19 protein-coding genes and 1 pseudogene are annotated in these 15,395 nt (G+C 62.7%); 8 read left to right on the forward strand and 12 right to left on the reverse strand.

What is annotated here, in order from left to right:
* Position 1: 1 nt before the first annotated feature.
* Complete coding sequence (locus tag OIE68_RS00225) at positions 2–1,111, reverse strand: site-specific integrase (RefSeq protein ID WP_327097348.1); 1,110 nt, start codon at positions 1,109–1,111, stop codon at positions 2–4.
* Positions 1,112–1,232: 121 nt separating this feature from the next.
* Positions 1,233–2,255, reverse strand: a pseudogene (locus OIE68_RS00230) (IS256 family transposase); the annotation flags it as partial.
* Positions 2,256–2,686: 431 nt separating this feature from the next.
* On the opposite strand from OIE68_RS00230, the gene OIE68_RS00235 reads away from it, so the two are divergent.
* On the forward strand, positions 2,687–2,989 hold the full coding sequence (locus tag OIE68_RS00235) for a hypothetical protein (RefSeq protein ID WP_327097349.1): 303 nt from the start codon (positions 2,687–2,689) through the stop codon (positions 2,987–2,989).
* A gap of 71 nt (positions 2,990–3,060) precedes the next feature.
* On the opposite strand, the gene OIE68_RS00240 is transcribed toward OIE68_RS00235, so the two are convergent.
* The 6 genes from OIE68_RS00240 to OIE68_RS00265 all read right to left on the reverse strand — a co-directional run bounded on the left by OIE68_RS00240 (position 3,061) and on the right by OIE68_RS00265 (position 7,381).
* Positions 3,061–4,172, reverse strand: a protein-coding gene (locus OIE68_RS00240; protein ID WP_327097350.1) for an IS3 family transposase whose coding sequence is annotated in 2 segments (ribosomal slippage) — positions 3,061–3,905 and positions 3,905–4,172 — 1,113 coding nt in all. Because the reading frame shifts where the segments join, the coding sequence is not laid out codon by codon here.
* Between the two features lie 476 nt (positions 4,173–4,648).
* Positions 4,649–5,080, reverse strand: coding sequence for a YbaB/EbfC family nucleoid-associated protein (locus tag OIE68_RS00245; protein ID WP_327097351.1), 432 nt, complete (start codon positions 5,078–5,080; stop codon positions 4,649–4,651).
* A complete protein-coding gene (locus OIE68_RS00250; RefSeq protein ID WP_327097352.1) occupies positions 5,077–5,352 on the reverse strand; it encodes a hypothetical protein in 276 nt (91 codons plus the stop codon). The genes OIE68_RS00245 and OIE68_RS00250 overlap by 4 nt, the downstream gene beginning before the upstream one ends.
* Positions 5,353–5,355: 3 nt before the next feature.
* Positions 5,356–6,756, reverse strand: coding sequence for a hypothetical protein (locus tag OIE68_RS00255; RefSeq protein WP_327097353.1), 1,401 nt, complete (start codon positions 6,754–6,756; stop codon positions 5,356–5,358).
* 11 nt (positions 6,757–6,767) lie between these two features.
* Positions 6,768–7,064 carry a WXG100 family type VII secretion target gene (locus OIE68_RS00260; protein WP_327097354.1) on the reverse strand — a complete coding sequence of 99 codons (297 nt, stop codon included), beginning with the start codon at positions 7,062–7,064 and terminating at the stop codon, positions 6,768–6,770.
* Positions 7,061–7,381 (reverse strand): WXG100 family type VII secretion target, encoded by a 321-nt coding sequence (locus tag OIE68_RS00265; RefSeq protein ID WP_327097355.1) that lies wholly within the window; start codon positions 7,379–7,381, stop codon positions 7,061–7,063. Before OIE68_RS00265 ends, OIE68_RS00260 begins: the two co-directional genes overlap by 4 nt.
* 271 nt (positions 7,382–7,652) lie before the next feature.
* Here OIE68_RS00265 and OIE68_RS00270 point away from each other — a divergent pair, with 271 nt between their 5' ends.
* Positions 7,653–8,042, forward strand: coding sequence for a hypothetical protein (locus tag OIE68_RS00270; protein WP_327097356.1), 390 nt, complete (start codon positions 7,653–7,655; stop codon positions 8,040–8,042).
* A 3-nt stretch (positions 8,043–8,045) separates the two neighbouring features.
* Positions 8,046–8,831, forward strand: a complete 786-nt coding sequence (locus tag OIE68_RS00275; RefSeq protein WP_327097357.1) for an alpha/beta hydrolase — start codon at positions 8,046–8,048, stop codon at positions 8,829–8,831.
* Positions 8,832–9,150: 319 nt separating this feature from the next.
* Here the strand turns inward: OIE68_RS00275 and OIE68_RS00280 are convergent, their stop codons facing one another.
* Positions 9,151–10,380 (reverse strand): helix-turn-helix domain-containing protein, encoded by a 1,230-nt coding sequence (locus tag OIE68_RS00280; protein WP_327097358.1) that lies wholly within the window; start codon positions 10,378–10,380, stop codon positions 9,151–9,153.
* A 291-nt stretch (positions 10,381–10,671) separates the two neighbouring features.
* Between OIE68_RS00280 and OIE68_RS00285 the strand changes: the two genes are divergently transcribed.
* From OIE68_RS00285 to OIE68_RS00305, 5 genes are all read left to right on the forward strand, one after another.
* On the forward strand, positions 10,672–10,887 hold the full coding sequence (locus OIE68_RS00285) for a hypothetical protein (RefSeq protein ID WP_327097359.1): 216 nt from the start codon (positions 10,672–10,674) through the stop codon (positions 10,885–10,887).
* On the forward strand, positions 10,884–11,111 hold the full coding sequence (locus OIE68_RS00290) for a hypothetical protein (RefSeq protein WP_327097360.1): 228 nt from the start codon (positions 10,884–10,886) through the stop codon (positions 11,109–11,111). Before OIE68_RS00285 ends, OIE68_RS00290 begins: the two co-directional genes overlap by 4 nt.
* Positions 11,112–11,300: 189 nt before the next feature.
* Complete coding sequence (locus OIE68_RS00295) at positions 11,301–11,786, forward strand: hypothetical protein (protein ID WP_327097361.1); 486 nt, start codon at positions 11,301–11,303, stop codon at positions 11,784–11,786.
* Positions 11,786–11,983 carry a hypothetical protein gene (locus tag OIE68_RS00300; protein WP_327097362.1) on the forward strand — a complete coding sequence of 66 codons (198 nt, stop codon included), beginning with the start codon at positions 11,786–11,788 and terminating at the stop codon, positions 11,981–11,983. The genes OIE68_RS00295 and OIE68_RS00300 overlap by 1 nt, the downstream gene beginning before the upstream one ends.
* 3 nt (positions 11,984–11,986) lie before the next feature.
* A complete protein-coding gene (locus OIE68_RS00305) occupies positions 11,987–12,268 on the forward strand; it encodes a hypothetical protein (protein WP_327097363.1) in 282 nt (93 codons plus the stop codon).
* Positions 12,269–12,378: 110 nt separating this feature from the next.
* On the opposite strand, the gene OIE68_RS00310 is transcribed toward OIE68_RS00305, so the two are convergent.
* The 3 genes from OIE68_RS00310 to OIE68_RS00320 are packed head-to-tail and all read right to left on the reverse strand — an operon-like array spanning position 12,379 to position 15,182.
* On the reverse strand, positions 12,379–12,819 hold the full coding sequence (locus OIE68_RS00310; protein ID WP_327097364.1) for an NUDIX domain-containing protein: 441 nt from the start codon (positions 12,817–12,819) through the stop codon (positions 12,379–12,381).
* Positions 12,820–12,825: 6 nt separating this feature from the next.
* On the reverse strand, positions 12,826–14,079 hold the full coding sequence (locus OIE68_RS00315; protein WP_327097365.1) for a DegT/DnrJ/EryC1/StrS family aminotransferase: 1,254 nt from the start codon (positions 14,077–14,079) through the stop codon (positions 12,826–12,828).
* Positions 14,076–15,182, reverse strand: a complete 1,107-nt coding sequence (locus OIE68_RS00320) for a Gfo/Idh/MocA family oxidoreductase (RefSeq protein WP_327097366.1) — start codon at positions 15,180–15,182, stop codon at positions 14,076–14,078. The genes OIE68_RS00315 and OIE68_RS00320 overlap by 4 nt, the downstream gene beginning before the upstream one ends.
* Between the last annotated feature and the right edge of the window lie 213 nt (positions 15,183–15,395).

Raw genomic sequence — 15,395 nt, forward strand, 5'->3', positions numbered from 1 at the left:
TTCACCAGCGCACCTCCTGATCGTTGAACCAGCCCGCCCGCTCCAACACTCGGCGAGCGTCTTCGACGGTGAGGTGCCCGTAAACCGTTTCGGTGGTGGTGATGTCGACGTGGCCAAGGATGCGCGAGACCACCTCGATCGGGACACCATCTCGAAGTAGACGGGTCGCGGCGGTGTGACGCCACCAATGCGGGTCGAAGTCGATGCCAGTGCGGCGGCGCAGCCGCCCGACCAGGTCATAGACGTTCGAGTAGGTCATCGGGTGCCCGTGCGGGCGGCCCCAAAGGTTGACGAACACATAGTCGCTGTCGAGATCACCGTATTCCTCATGCAGGTAATCGGCATATAACCGGACCAGCTGGGCGCTGATCGGAACGCTGCGCGAGGTCGATGATTTCGTGCGAGCTCCGTTGTCGTTGTCCCGTGGACATACCGTCAACTCGCGCTCGGCAGCGGCGATGTCTTCGTGCCGAAGCCCCAAGGCTTCACCGATCCTGACACCGGTCTCATGCAGCACCGCGAATAGGAAGCGGTCCCGCAAACGTCCGCAGGAATCCAGGATCGCTTGCGCTTCAACGACATCGAGCACGCGCGGTAGCTTCTTTGGTGCCTTCAGCTTGATGGTTCGGGTCTTGACCGGGTCGCCCTTGCTGATGTGATGCAGAAACGGCTTCCAGCCGCCCCTGCCGCGACCCACCGGCTGCCAGGACACCAGCAAGTCTCCGACGTCAACGCCATGGCGCACGGCGTGGAGGTAGAAGGCGCTCAACGCCGAAAGCTTGCGATTCACAGTCGATTCCGTGCAATGGTGCGCCACTGACGGCAACACCGTGACCCTGCCGTCTCGTGCCGCAGGTGGCAGCCTCAGCCAACCGACGAACCCGCCGAGGTCTTCCAAACGCACTTCCCGCCAGTCCAGGCCACGGAAGGTTAGGAACTCGAACCAGTCCTTCAGGTCGTGGGCATACGCCTTGACCGTGTTCGGGGACCGCTCGATATCGGTCAAATACGCCAGATACCGCTCTACCGGCCCCAACGGTCGGTCGTCATCACCGAGAACGGTCCATGACTCACGCGACGAGACCGGCGAAACCACCCGCGTAACAAGCACTCCGCCTCCCTGAGATCTGCCTCCTGGACCGCGGTAGATAACCACATCCAGCACGCACAACAGAGCGGTTCAACAGCACGTGCTCCACATCGAAGACACCCTTCGAAGCACTGCAGATAACGATGGCGTTGGTGGAGCAGATGATCCGTCGGATCTCGACGTCGTAGTCCAGGAACGGGACGAACTCGGTCCAGGCGTTGTTCCACAGGCGCACGATCGCGGGATATCGGGTGCCCCACTTGGCCGCGAACTCGTCGAAGCGTTCTTTTGCGGCGGCTTCGGTCGCCGCGGTGTACACCGGTTTGAGATCACGCGACATCTGATCCCAGTACTGGCGAGACGCGTATCGGAATGTGTTGCGCAGCAGGTGGATCACACAGGTCTGCACGACAGCGAGTTCCCACACGGCGTTGATCGCCTCCGGCAGCCCTTTGAGCCCGTCGCAGACCGCGATGCACACATCGGCGACCCCACGGTTTTTGAGCTCGGTGAGCACCGCAAGCCAGAACTTGGCGCCTTCGCCGCCGTCGCCGGCCCACAGTCCGAGGATGTCACGTTCCCCGTTGCAGGTGACGCCGATAACGACATAGATCGGCCGGTTGGCGACCTGCCCATCACGGATCTTCACGTGGATGGCGTCGATGAAGATCACCGGATACACCCGCTCCAGCGGCCGGTTGCACCATTCGGTCATCTCGGCGATCACCTTGTCGGTGATCTTGGAGATCGTATCTTTCGAGACCGAGGTGCCATAGATCTCCTCGAAGTGGGAGACGATCTCCCCGGTAGTCAATCCCTTGGCTGACAACGACAAAACGATCTCATCGACCCCGCTCAGGCGCCGCTGACGCTTGCGAACGATCTTCGGTTCGAAGCTTGAGTTCGTGTCACGGGGCACGTCGATCTCGACCGGCCCGATCTCGGTGATCACCTTCTTCGACCGAGTTCCGTTGCGGGAGTTGGGTGTTCCACGACCGGCCGGGTCATGCTTCTCATAGCCGACGTGTTCGGTCATCTCCGCTTCGAGAGCGGTCTCCAGCACCGTCTTGGTCAACTGGCCCAGCAGCCCGTTCGGGCCCACCAGGTCCACGCCTTGCTCCTTGGCCTGGGCCAGCAGTTGCTCGGCCAGCTTCTTCGGATCCATCGCCTCAGCCACGGCATCGATGGTCTCTGACATCAGTCGATCCTTCCCGTCGAACCATCAGGCTCGACGCTTCAGACCGAGATCAGATCAACCGACTATCTGACACTCCCGGCCGAGCACCTTGGCCAATGCCTGAGCCGAGCGATGTACAGCACTGCGGTCGGCCTCGCCTGCGATTCGGCCGTATACGTGGAGGCGCACGCAAGTTCGGGCATTGTCGATGAGATGTCGGTGCACGATGCCCGGCAGGTCGTCGGACATTTCACGCGGGCGTGGGCGGCGCCGCGGGACACGTTGGCGGAGACGACCTCTGGCGCCCGTGATCATGCGGTGCAGTTGCTGGGGGTAACCGAGTCGGCGATGGTGGAGTCGTGTCAGGTGGCCAAGCAGGTGCGAATGTCGCGCAATGAATGGTTCTGCGATGTCACGGGATGGGGCAGGTGTGCGCGGCCGGTGCTCGCGATCTGCGATTGCAGGTGCGCGACGGTGAGGGCGGGCGCGTGGTGGAGATGCCGCCGGGGTGTGTAGATCATGTCGCCGAGGAGATTGTGACCTGGACCGGTATCCCGGGCGTCGAGGTGGAGGTGCTCGGTGATGACCGGGCCGCGATCGACCTTGCCCAGCGACGGGCAGATGGGTTGCGGGAGACCGAGCATCGGTTGCTCGGCCCGCGATGGTGGGAGAAGGAGCGAGCGCTGGCACCGGAGTCTCCGTTTGCCGCTCTGTTCAGGTAAACCAACCGGGCGAGCGGGCGGATCGCTGCTGACGGGACCCCGTGATTCGGTCCACCGGGTGTGAGAGCCGGTTATCGGTGGATGCAGGTTGCAGCGTATCGGGCTGGGGTCTGGTAGCCCAGCGCGGAATGTCTTCGGAGGTGGTTGTATTCGTCCTTCCAGTCGCTGATTACGACCCTGGCCTGGGTGAGGGACCAGAAGCTGTTGATGTTGAGGCATTCATCGCGCAGGCGACCGTTGAACGATTCGATGTAGCCGTTGCGCCAGGGTTGGCCGGGCGGGATGAACGCCAGCCCGATTCGTTCACCCGCCCAGTCGGCCATCGCCGCGGCCGCCAGCTCGGGGCCGTTGTCGCAGCGCAGCGCGGCCGGATAGCCGCGGTCGACGGCGATGCGGTCGAGTTCGTCGATGAGTCGGTCGGCGGTGATCGAGCGCTCGACCAGGCCGCCGAGGCATTCGCGGGTGTGCTCGTCGACGATCGAGACGATTTTGACCGGGCGGCCGTCGTCGGTGGCGTCGAATTGGAAATCGACTGCCCATACCCGATTCGGTGCGTTCGCGGTCACCGCCATGGCAGTGGAGGTGCCCAGGCGTTTTCGGCGGCGCCGCTGCGGCACTCGCAGGCCCTCGTCGCGCCAAAGGCGTTGGATCTTCTTGTGGTTGACCGTCCAGCCCTCGCCGCGAGCGTCGTGATAGGCGCGGCGGAAACCCTGCCGTGGATGCGCTTTCGCCCGGTCGCGTAACCAATCACGCAGCGCTGCATCAGGATCGGTCGCAGTCTGGTCGGCCGATGGCCGACGTTGGGTACTTCGGTGTTGCCCGGTGACCCGGCAGGCGAACCGTTCGCTGAGGCCCAGCACGCGCATCAGGTGCGCCACGGCCGCCCGCCGGCGTCCCGGGTCTAGAAGTTTCCCTTGGCGATCTCCTTCAACGCCGCCTTCTCCAGCTCGGCTTCGGCGAGAAGCCTTTTCAGGGTGGAGTTTTCGCGTTCGAGGTCTTTCAACCGTTTGGCGTCGTCGGCTTTCAGGCCGCCGAACTGGTTGCGCCAGCGGTAGTAGGTGGCCTCGGTGATCTGCAGGGTCCGGCACACGTCGGCGATGTCTTTGCCCTCGCCCAACAGTCGATCGGCCTCGCTCAGCTTGCGCACGACCTGCTCAGGGGTGTGCCTCTTGCGTGTCGCCATGGTCTTCGAGCCTCCCTGCCCACTACGTGGGCCGCAAGGCTCTCACACTCCCCGGACCGAAAACCTGGGGTCAGGTCACTGCCGTACGGATAGGCGGAGTTTGCGTGACTTGTCGGTACCCGCTGGCATCATTCAAAGAAACTCCGAGGGCGAATGTCCTGGCCTACCAATGTCATTCATGGAGAACGCTATGCAACGTAACCAATACCCGGGATTCTGCTCCGAATGCAGAGGCGGCGTAGCGCGCGACGGCGGCGCCCTTTACGGTGCCGGTGCGAGCAACACGATCGTCTGCGACTCCTGCCTGTTTGACTACTACGGCGAGAGTAACGGGTACCTCGCCCCGCTGGCGGGGCAGCGGAGCAGATTCGCAGACCTCGCCGCTCGGGCTGAGCAGGGTCGGCGCGGCTGTGACCCAGATCAACCTCAATAGCGATCGCACCGAGGTTTCGATTGCGTAGTTGCTGCTGAGTAGGTTAAGTCCGCCAGCCTTGTTGGTTCATGCGTTCGAAGTAGGCGTCGTCGGCGGCTTGTATCTCGTCTTCTGATTTCGGCTCACGCTGTTCGTCGGGGGTTTTCTGTTCGCCGCCCAGACGTTCGAGCTGGTCGCGGATCCGTGGGTCGGCTTTGTTGACCAGATGCTTGACCTTGGCTTTTGCGTCAGCTCGTGCTTTGCGGTGGCAGTCTCGCAGCACTGCGGCGAGTTGGCTGCCGGGTGAGTGCATAGCGCCTGGGGCGATCTGCAGATCGGTGAGGTCGCCGTCGGCGTCGACTTCGACGAGTACTCCACGCGCTTCGCTGCGGCCGCGTACCACAGCGATCGCTGCGGCGAGTTGCTGGCTGTTGCTGCGGATCTCGGTGAGTTCTCGTTGAAGTTGGCGCTCCCATTCCTGGATGTCTGTAGTCACGGTGAGCGCAGACCTTTCTCAGCGGGAACCGAGTAGACAATGTCGCCGGGTTCGATTCGAGACGACATCTCGGTGGAGAAGACGAGCGAGAACTTACCCGGCGCGGGCTGGTGGAAGTCGAGCGCTTCCAGAACTCCCCGGTAGGTCGTTCCGTCTTTCTTGTGCAGCTCGACCTGTTGGCCCACTGTGAAGTCTCCGACGGCCCGGCCGACCACGAACGGGTTCGGTCGGAAACTGACCGGGAAGATGTCTTCAACATAGAATTCGCTCACTGCTCATTCTCCTTTCTTCCCAGCGAGATAGCGTTGCCAGAACGCTTCATCGGCGGCGTATGCCTCGTCTTCGAGCTCTCTGGTCACTCCTGTTCCTACTCTGCCTTGTGTGTACTGGTCGATGTGGACGCGCTCGTGTACCAAGTTGCGGAGCAGTGTTTGTTCATCGGCAAATGCGCTGGGGGCCAGGGCGATATGTCCCGGCGCGGTGCTGGCGCTGGCCTCCATGTAGTCGAAGTAGCGCACATCATCGGCGGAGTTTGCTACGTCTACGCGGATGCCTGTGAGGTCGACACCGGCTCGGCGGGCGTATTCTTCGATGGTTTCTTGGGTCATCGGCAGATGGTTTCCGCTTTCGAGAACCTCCTGGTTCGTGCGGGGTCCCATCCGGGAGAACAGTTGCCCATCCCTTAAGACGGCGTCGCGTCGTGCGAACGGAGTCATTTTTATCTTGGCGGCGCTGACCCAGTTGCGGACTCGCTCGAACAGCGGCTTGAGTCGTTCAGCAAGTGGTTTCACGACATCGGTGATGAGCTTTGTCAGCTTCGTCGCGAGTTCGCCGATGAATGTCGTGATCCGGCGGGCGCGGATCGCGATACGTCCGGCCAAGGCCGCGTTGCCAACCCATTCGGACAGCGTTGCCGTGAACGGCGCCAGCGCTGCGAAAGCGACCTCGCCGGCAGCGGTTTCGATGGCGATTCCGCGTAGTTGCTCCAGGACCTTGTGGTGCGCCTCGTCGAGGTGGTGGGCGTACTCACCGCAGGCATCGCCGAGTGTCTGGCATGCATCGGCCAACGCGGTGAAATCCGTTTGCCGGGTCTGGCAGGTGCTGGCGGCGATCTCGATCTCGGGTGACTGTTGATTCTCGAGGAGCTCGACCGCCTGCGGGGCTAGACCGGCGACGGTGCGGTAGTCGGCCGCCGCAGTGTGCCAGGCAATCTTGGCGGCATTCAATTGGTCTTGATGACCGTTGGGCCAGGCGAACCCGACGGCGTCCTTGATGATGGACCATCCGAACGGTTCAGGGATTCCGTCCCCAGCTGCTGAAGGGGCGTCTCCTGGGAGGCAGGGATCGGTCGAGAGCTGTGGTGTGGTGGGCGGTTGTTGATCGGCTGGGTTCGCGCTTGTCTCGGCGACCTGGTGGTTGTACGCACCCGCCACGATCAGATTCCTGGTCTGGCCGCACGCGGTTGCCAGTTTGGATGAGGTCGATATCGCAAGCTCGGCGGCTTCGTCGTAGCCTGACGCCCACTGGCCGCCGACGCTGTCGCTGCCAGCCATCCCCGCGTACGTGGTCAGCACTGCGACCAACGCGGAGTGGGTGGTAACAGTGTCAGTAGACATCTGGCCGAAAACCTCACCGGCAGAGGTGTATTCAGCCCCTCGGTGCACGATGAGCGGCACTGTCGGTGTTGTCACTGCGGCCACATCCCGACGTTCGTTTGAACAGCAGCGGCGTAACTCGTGTGCGCTCGACGGGCCACCTCACGCAACTCGTCGAGGTTTTCCCGCATCTCTGCGGCACCCGCCATCCAACTATCGTGCGCGGCGCGCTGAGCCTGGGCTGCTTTACTCGACCACGTCTGGTGCAGGTCAGCGATATGCCGGTCGACTTCACCCAACCAGCCCTCAACGGTGCGCCCGAACTTGTCCATCGTATCGATCGCGGCGTCGAGCTGTTCGAGGTCGACGCGGTAATCATCACCGGTCACGGCAGATCCAATCCCTGTAGTCCGGTGATCGCATCCTGGTTGATCGTGTCACGGGTCTCGTACTGGTTCGCGGCTTCAGCGAGGTTTGCCGAGGATTCCTCCAGCGCGGCGATGACCGTCTCGGCACCGTGCTTCCATTCGAGCCAGGACTCGTCGTAGGCGCTGGCGGCTTTGCCTTGCCATCCATCGGCGAGAAGTTCCTTGCCGATCGTGTCGTCGAGCTTCTTCAGCTCGTCTCGGATCGCCTGGGCCTTACCCGAGGTAAATCGTGCCGCCTCGCGTAGCCGGTCCACCTCGACCTGGAGCTCCCCGGACACCCCGCCTCCCTCCGTCGTGCAGCTCGCCCCTGAACTATATGACGCAGAGCGCACCCACCCGGTTCCACACCATGGCATTCCTGGACAGCTGGGCCGCGATCGAGTCTGCGATCGCGAGGACAGGCAGCGGACCTCCCGATGTCGTCTGGGACCAGGCGTGACGCGATGTTGTCGAACTGGTACGGACGATGAGGAGCGCGCGGCGTTGCGCGACATGGGTCGATCCAGTTGGTCTGCGCGCACAGCTCGGGCAGGCAGGGCGCGACTGATCTTGCGGGAGAACAGTATCCGGCTCGGCGCTGCGCCGCGCTTGCTCGGCACCGAGGACGTCAATACTCGACACAACGACGACCGGACACCACTGCATTTCGCGGCACAGGCCGCCACGCCGGAACTAGTGGCACTGCTGCTCGACTCGGGAGCCGACATCAACGCCGTCACTGACAAAAAGATGCCCGGCGATCTACTGGGCGATCATGTCCTCGGGCACGGAGCCGATCGGCACTGTCCCTCTACTGCGAGCCAGGGGAGCCGACCCAACCAGGGCGAACATGAAATCGAACATGGCATTCGCGTCGGCGGGAGAGCTGAACGCGGCGGTGTCGCACGAGACGATGGACAGCCTGTGGTCGACGCCGAGGGCCGAGTGAAGGGGAGCTGACCGGTGCAACGCCTCGAATTGAGTTCTGTGGACGGTATCCGGCTGGCCTTCGCGGTCCACCACTGCACGGTCGAGCCCCGACTAGGGGTGGTGCTGTTGGTGCACGGCATTACGGTGGACATGGACGAGGGCGGGGGCATGTTCGTCCGGTTGGCGCAGCAGTTGGTGTCGCGGGGGTTCGATGTCGTGCGGTTCTCCTTCCGAGGGCACGGTGCGAGCGGTGGAACGCAGCAGGGGGTGACGATCGCCGGTGAATGCTTGGATCTGCAGGCCGTAGTGACCGCGGTCCGTGAGCGATTCGCTGGGCAGCGAATGTCGATTGTGGCGGCGAGCTTCGGTGCCGTGTCGACGGCATTGTCGCTGTCGTGGCTCGACGATCTTTATCGGCTGGTGCTGTGGAACCCGGTGTTAGATCTGCGGCGCACTTTTCTGGTTCCGGAGTTGGCGTGGGGGGAGGAGAATTTCGGCGCTGTTGGGCAGAAATCTCTGGCCGACAACGGTTTTCTGCTCGTCGATGGTGAGTTCCAGCTCGGCCGTGTCCTGTTCACCGAGTTCGCGCATTGCCAGCCGCTGGATGATTTCCATGCCGCAGACGTGCCGACGCTGATCGTGCACGGCGACCACGACACGGCAGTGTCGTATGACGTCGCTGCCCAGGCCGCGCGATCACGATCACACACCACGCTGCACACGATTGCCGGGTCGGACCACGGATTCGACTCCCGGGCACGCGAAGACCAAGCGATCAGCACGACCGTCGACTGGCTGGTCGAACAGTCGATGTCGTGACGGGCGTGAAGCTCTCGCGACTGTATGCGCCGGTCCGACTCGGCGAGTCCGTGATCGTCGGGGAACAGTGCACGCTCGGGTATCCGAAGGAAGCCCGTATCCGAGACGCGCAACGCGGGCAGCACACGCTCGGTGAACCTGTCGTGATCGGAGACCGCAGCCAGTTGTCCAACCAGGTAGTAGTGAACGAAGGCGCCACGCTGGGGGAGGACTGCGTGGTGAAGGATCGTTCCCGGATCGGCTACGGCTGCGTGATCGGTGACCGGACGAGAGTGGTGCAGCCCTCCGACAAAGTCGGAATGATCTCAGTGCGTCCGGATTACGCGAGTGTTGCGCGCATCCCCAGGAACTGCTTCACCTCTGCAACTGCGGCATGCGGCCGTACCGCAGTCGCGATTGCATCCAACTTGCGTTGTAATCGAGCGGACCCAACCGCGCTGATGCTGTTGAAGTTCGCCGTAAGCAGCGAACAGCCGTGGGCGGCATCGCCAGCCTTGATGTAGCTGTGTGCCAGGTCGAGCTGCCACACGCTTCGCTCACGGGGCCATTGCGCGGTACCGGCAACAGCCTGCTGCAAGTAAGTCACAGCCCGGTCGTAGTCGCCAGCTTCCATGTAAGAGATGCCGGCTAGTCCGTTGAACTCCGCTTCGGGCAGCCATGCCCAGTCGGGGTCATACCCTCGTCCGGACTCGTACGCGCGGTGTGCCCGGCTAAGTGTCTTCTCCATCGCTGGCTTGTCAGAAGCGGCACCCAGAGCTTGTGCCTCGCGAAGAGTGGTCAGTGCGCGCACCTTCGGGCCACCGCTTCGACGAGCGGCATCCTGCGCGGCCTGTGTTAGATGTACCGAGTCCTGCGGGCGTGGCTGACGGCCGGGAAGTTCTTCCAGCCCGTCCGTATCCAGGTCGATAATGCTGGCGTTGAGCAATGCGTGCGATGTGGCGATCCCGTCGCCTGCTGCGGCGGACTTCTGGGCTGCGTCGGCGTAATAGCGGCGGGCGGCGTTTCGGTGGTCCGCGTCGTAGTGCACCCATCCTGCGGCGGTCATCATCTCTGCGGTGGCCGTGGCCAGCGCTTTGCCGGTGTACTCGTTGTAGCTGCCGCTGTCCAGCAACTGCTGGACGTAGCGAGCCTGGCCAGCCGCCAGATGGCACAGTCGGTCACCGCCAACAACGAGATCCAACTCGTGAATCTGGTTAATACTGTCCGTGATTTGAGCGACGTCGCTGGCGCCGACTTTTATCCCGGATGACGCAGCGTGGGCTGGCACGTTCGCCGCGACCATTGCAGCGCCTGCGCCCCCGAGTGCCCCTGCTCTGAAGAAGTTGCGACGGTCCACGTCTGCCTCCTCGTCCGACTCAACTACCAGTATGGCAAGCGGAACCTGAAGCGCGCGTGCGACGAGTCGCAGAACACGGACGTCGTGTGAGGCGGGGCCGCCGCGCTCCAAGCCCGAGATTGCGGGCTGAGAGAAGTTGAGCAACCCTCCCAGCTCTGTCTGGGTCATCCCGATAGATTTCCTGATCCGGCGGATGACGTCGCCGGTTGTCATATACATATCCAGCGTCCCCGATTGTCGGCTGATTTGCCCAAGCTGTCTACCTGAAAACCATTCCCCCGCAGAATATATGGGTTTTCGTATAAACAAAATGGAAACCTAAATTTCCGCGCCCACCTGGCGTTTTGGCGGCTTTACGGTCAGTTTCGGTGCCCGGCACCGGGCCGACGCCGTTACCGCCTCGGGCGGCGCATTGGCCCCTTTGAGCCGGGGCCGGTGGCGAAAGCCCCCGGTGCCGGGTACCGCCTGACCTTGCTGCTTATTGCACCGGAAGAAGGATGGACGATGCCCACGAATTCTCTTGCCATGTACCAACTCATCGCCCTGTGCGACGCTGGTGCCCATCAGGCGCCGATGCTGCCGTTCACAGTTGCCCAAGCGCACGAGATTATGCAGATCCATATTGCTTGCCGTGCGAAGCAGTGCCCGCGCAAGGCTGCCGCACAGCAGATCCTGGTCGACGCCGGTCGGATGGTTCTAGCCCCGAACAGACTGCGGTGATGGTGGTGACGACACATCAGTCGCATGTCGCATCGCCGCCGCGTCGAATTCGCCACATCCACATCGAATTCGGAGCGCTGAACTTGGATTACCAAGCCAGTGCCGAACAAGCCCAAAATGTGGCCGATGAACTGGCCCAGGGCTTTCCTGAATTCGTTGTCACGGTCGATGACGATGTGCGCGTCGATCTGCCGCCTTTGCCGTGCGGCGAACTTTGGGACTGACCGCACTGGCCAACCATCGAGCACCAGTTGTCTGCGAAATGTGAAGGGACGCGCACTGTGCCATCTGACCATCAACCACCAGATCATTTTGTATTCGGGCTCTCACTGAACAGAGCGGCGTTGTTTTCAGCCCCACCGGTTGAGGCTCGGCCTGACCAGCCACTGCCGGATGCGGGGCCGTTCCTGCGGGTGTTCGCGAGCGTCGATGAACCCGGCACGGTGCTCATGCGCTGTGCTCGGCAGTACATCGGCATCTGGCGCCACGTCTACGAGCATGGCCGCAACACGGGCGTCCCGGCTGAGGAGCACCTTTCACTGCTGACGTGGCTGATCGACCGCGAAGCGGGAGGGCACGTCAGGGGGATTACGGTCGACGCTGACGCACCGACGAATCCGTCGTCGTGTGGCGAGATGGTGGCCTGGCTGGGTTGGAAGTACCTGCTGGTGGCGCTGCGGCAGGACCAATCCGCTCACGCCGAAAACGATGCGGTGGAACTGAATCGGCAGATCGAAGCGCTCGACCGGTTGGTCGCCGATGTGCGGGCTGGACGGATGCGGTTGCCGGACAAGGCCAGGGGTGTGTTTCCGCCGAAGACGATTCGGCCGGAAGGACCAACCAGCGACGAGTCTGACAGACCGCAGGCGAATGGGTCGCCCGACGAGGCAGAGTGCTGATGACGAACTCCTTCAGCCACAGGACATTCGTTCACGCCGAGGGAGTGCTCGCGGAGTACATGTGTCAGGTACACCTGATGGAACTCACCCCTAAGCGTGCTCGCCAGCTCCTCGAGATCCACCGCTACCACCATCCGGATGACTGCGTGGTGCATGCGGAGGCGGCGTATCTGCTCCTGAGCGAGAACGAATCCTGAACGATGCCAACGCTGCTCGTCGCCATCCCGTGGAGCGGCTCAGTCGTCTTCACAGCGGTGTTGTGCTTCCGGTTGGGTTACTGGTGGAAGACAACCGAGCTACAAGGGCGGCACGCTGTAGGGAACGTGTCGAGTAGGGACGATCCGTGGGAGTCCGACGAGTACGAGCTCGGCGACGAAGTGTCGACGAGTGCATCGCTGCTGGCGAGGCCGCGGCGGTGGTGGAGCGAAGATGACGACACTGAGGTAATGCCGGTGATCGATGACGCCGCAGATGACCAGTAGCTCGGACGTGCACCGTCAACGTGGCCCGCTCCGTTTCCGGAGCGGGCTGTTGGCGGCTCATGAGACTTTCAGTTTCGCCCCTTTGCGCCGCCGAATTGCCCGGTGCCCGTTCAGATCTCCCGATACCGCGCCAGGACTTGTTTCACGGCATCTGTGACCGGTGGTTCCTCGGCCAGGCTGGTCCATGTGTACGCGTCGTGTTCGGTCAGCTGCACTGTGTCGGTACTGGCGACCTCGACGGTGAAGTTGAATTGGCGGCTCTTCTTGCCGCTGCCGGACTGGTAGTCGAAGTCGCCCAGGTAGTTTCGGATGGCGGTGACGTCGAGGCCGGTCTCCTCTTTGATTTCCCGGATCAGGGCTTGGTCGATGGATTCGCCGGGATCGACTTTGCCGCTGGGAAGTTCCCAGATCCCACCCATGAAATCGTCAGTGGGGCGTTGCAACAGCAGAATCTTTCCGCTGTGTTGGACGACGGCGCCCACGACGAGTTGTTGCACCTCGTCACGGTCGGCTTCCCGCGTCAACTTCTCCAGCAGTGTTGTCTCGACCATCGAGTTCTACCCTTTCAAATCGGCGTGGTGGGTGATGACTTTGTAGAGCGCTTCGATGTAGCGGTCGACGAGCGGCAGGTCCTCGTCTCGATGCCAAACAGGGAGTTTGAGAGTGGCATGGTGGAGCTCTTCGGCTCGTGGGTAGTCACCAGGGGCGTAAGCCAGCTTGCCAGTGAAGGCGGGAAACAACGGACCTGGCTCCTGGAAAAGCGGCAGCAGGTTCAGCGGGCAGGTCGATCCTGGTCGGTCGAATTCGTAGCAGCCCTCGGCCTGCAACGCGGCGTGGAAGCGCTCGACCGGCACGTCGTCGAAGAATTCGCCGTCGTAGAGGATCGTGAGTCCGTACCAGGCTGGTCGCGTGTGTGGTTCGTGCCAGGTAATGGTCATGCCCGGCTCTCGCTGGAGTTCGTCGTGGATGTGCTCGGCGATGTGCTGCCGCCCTGCGAGGTAGTCATCCAGATGTGAAAGCTGTTCCAGCGCAACGGCCGCGGCCAGTGGGTGGATGCGATGCTTGAGTCCCATGCCCGTCACGGCGTAGCGACTGAGGTCGGAACGCGCTGGGATTTCGTTTCGGCACCGCTTGTTGTACTGGCCATGCAGCAAGACGCGGTGATACACCTCCTCGTCATCGGTGAGGATGAGGCCGCCTTCGCCTGCTGACAGCGGTTTGGGCCCGTTCATGCTGAAAGCGGCGGCTCGCCCGAACGTGCCGAGCTTCTTCTCACCGATACTCGCCCCGTGAGCGTGGGAAGCGTCTTCAAGCAGTAGCAAGCCGTGGGCGTCCGCCAGTGTGCGCAGACGTTGGACTTGGGCGGGCATTCCCCACATATGGGTCACCACAATGGCTTTGGTTCGGTCGGTGATGCGTCTCGGCACGTCGGCCGGATCGAGGTTGCCACTGGCGTCGCAATCGGCCAGGACGGGGGTCGCAGCCAGGTGCAAGAGCGGTGTGGCGGTGGCGAAGAACGTGTATGCGGGCACGATCACTTCATCGCCCGGCCCGATGCCGCAGGCGGCGTACATCGAATACAGCGCCGCTGTGCCTGAGCTGGTGAGGATGGCGTGGCGGACACCGAAGTAGCGCTGAAGGGCATCTTCCAGTCGGGCGATGACACCCGAGCGGTCGTAGATCGAGATGCCCTCGTCGAGCTGGTCGAGGACGGCGATGCTGGTGGCTTCGGTCAGTGGTGGCCATGAAAAGTGCGGCGCTGCTCCGGATATGACAGGCGCGCCGCCGAGCAGCGCGAGTGGTGAGGTCACAAGAGCTCCTTGGGATTGAGGGGGATGTGGGTGCGCGCAGCCTCGTAGCAGGCGGCGACAAAGGCCATGTGAGCGAGGTTTTCGGCTGGATCGCTGAGGTTGGGTCGGGTGCCGTTGATGACGCGGTGGAAGTAGTCGATCTGGCAGGCCGCGGCCGAGGGCCAGGCTTGTTCACGATGCAGTGACTCGATGACCTCGCCGCTGTTGGTTAGTCGGCGGATGCGGCCACGTTCCAGATGCACGACGCCGTCAGACCCGACGAGCCGGATTTCTTCGGTTTTCGGTCCGATGAACCGCGAGAGGAGCAACGAGCCGTAGAGGCCGCCTTCGTACGAAAAGTGAATGAGCGCAGTATCTTCGGCGTCGTACCGCCGGTCCGGTCGCGCACCGACCGACAGTTCGGCAGCGATGCTGTCGGGCAATCCGAAATACCACAGGAGCAGGTCGATGAGGTGGTAGCCCATGTCGATCACGCAGCCGCCGCCCGCCTTGGCGGTCTGCCCGCGCCAGCCCTCGGACGGGTCATCGACATGCACGGTGTAGCGCGCGTCGATCAGAAACGGCGTGCCGATCTGATCAGCGAGCTGCGGGAAGCTCGTATAGATCGGATTGAATCGCCGTTGCAGCGTGACCATCAGCTTGATGCCGGATCGTTCGCACAACTCCGCCAGTTCGATGGCCTCGACCAGGTCGGTGGCGAAAGGCTTCTCCTTGAGCACGTGGACCTTATGCTCCGCCGCACACTCGATCACCGCCCGGCCAACATCGTGCGGGACACAGACCACGACGAGGTCGACGGCCTCAGCCTCAAACATTTCGCGGTAGTCGGTGAAGCCGGGCACCTGATGCAACGTTTGCTGCTCATGCACGATGTTCGCGTCCGCATCGCAGACGGCGACCAGCTCGACGTGATGTGACGCCACGAGCGCTGGAAGGTGATCGTTGATTGCTTGACGTCCGAGGCCCACTACAGCGGCGCGCAGTGTTGTGCTGCGGTCAGCGACACGGCGCGCTGTGCGCCACCCGGATTCAACGTCCGGGTGGACGATGCGCGACGCTGGTGCCGCACCGATAGCGCCTCGGACCGATTCACATGGTCTCATTGGATCCCCCAACTGATCACGTTGTGCACGACGCCCCCGCCAGATCGGAGCCGTTGTTCAAGCCTCACGCACGCGGCGCTTCAGAAAGAGGGCAAGTTACGGGGCAGATAATCTGCCCGACTCGGTGTCGGTGCCGCTCGATAGACTGAGCCGACCGATACCGGTAAGGGGACGCATGCAACCGAACGTGCAACTCCAGCAGCGACGGGAGGC

This window comes from Nocardia vinacea, from assembly GCF_035920345.1.
In the GTDB taxonomy this organism is placed as follows: domain Bacteria; phylum Actinomycetota; class Actinomycetes; order Mycobacteriales; family Mycobacteriaceae; genus Nocardia; species Nocardia vinacea_A.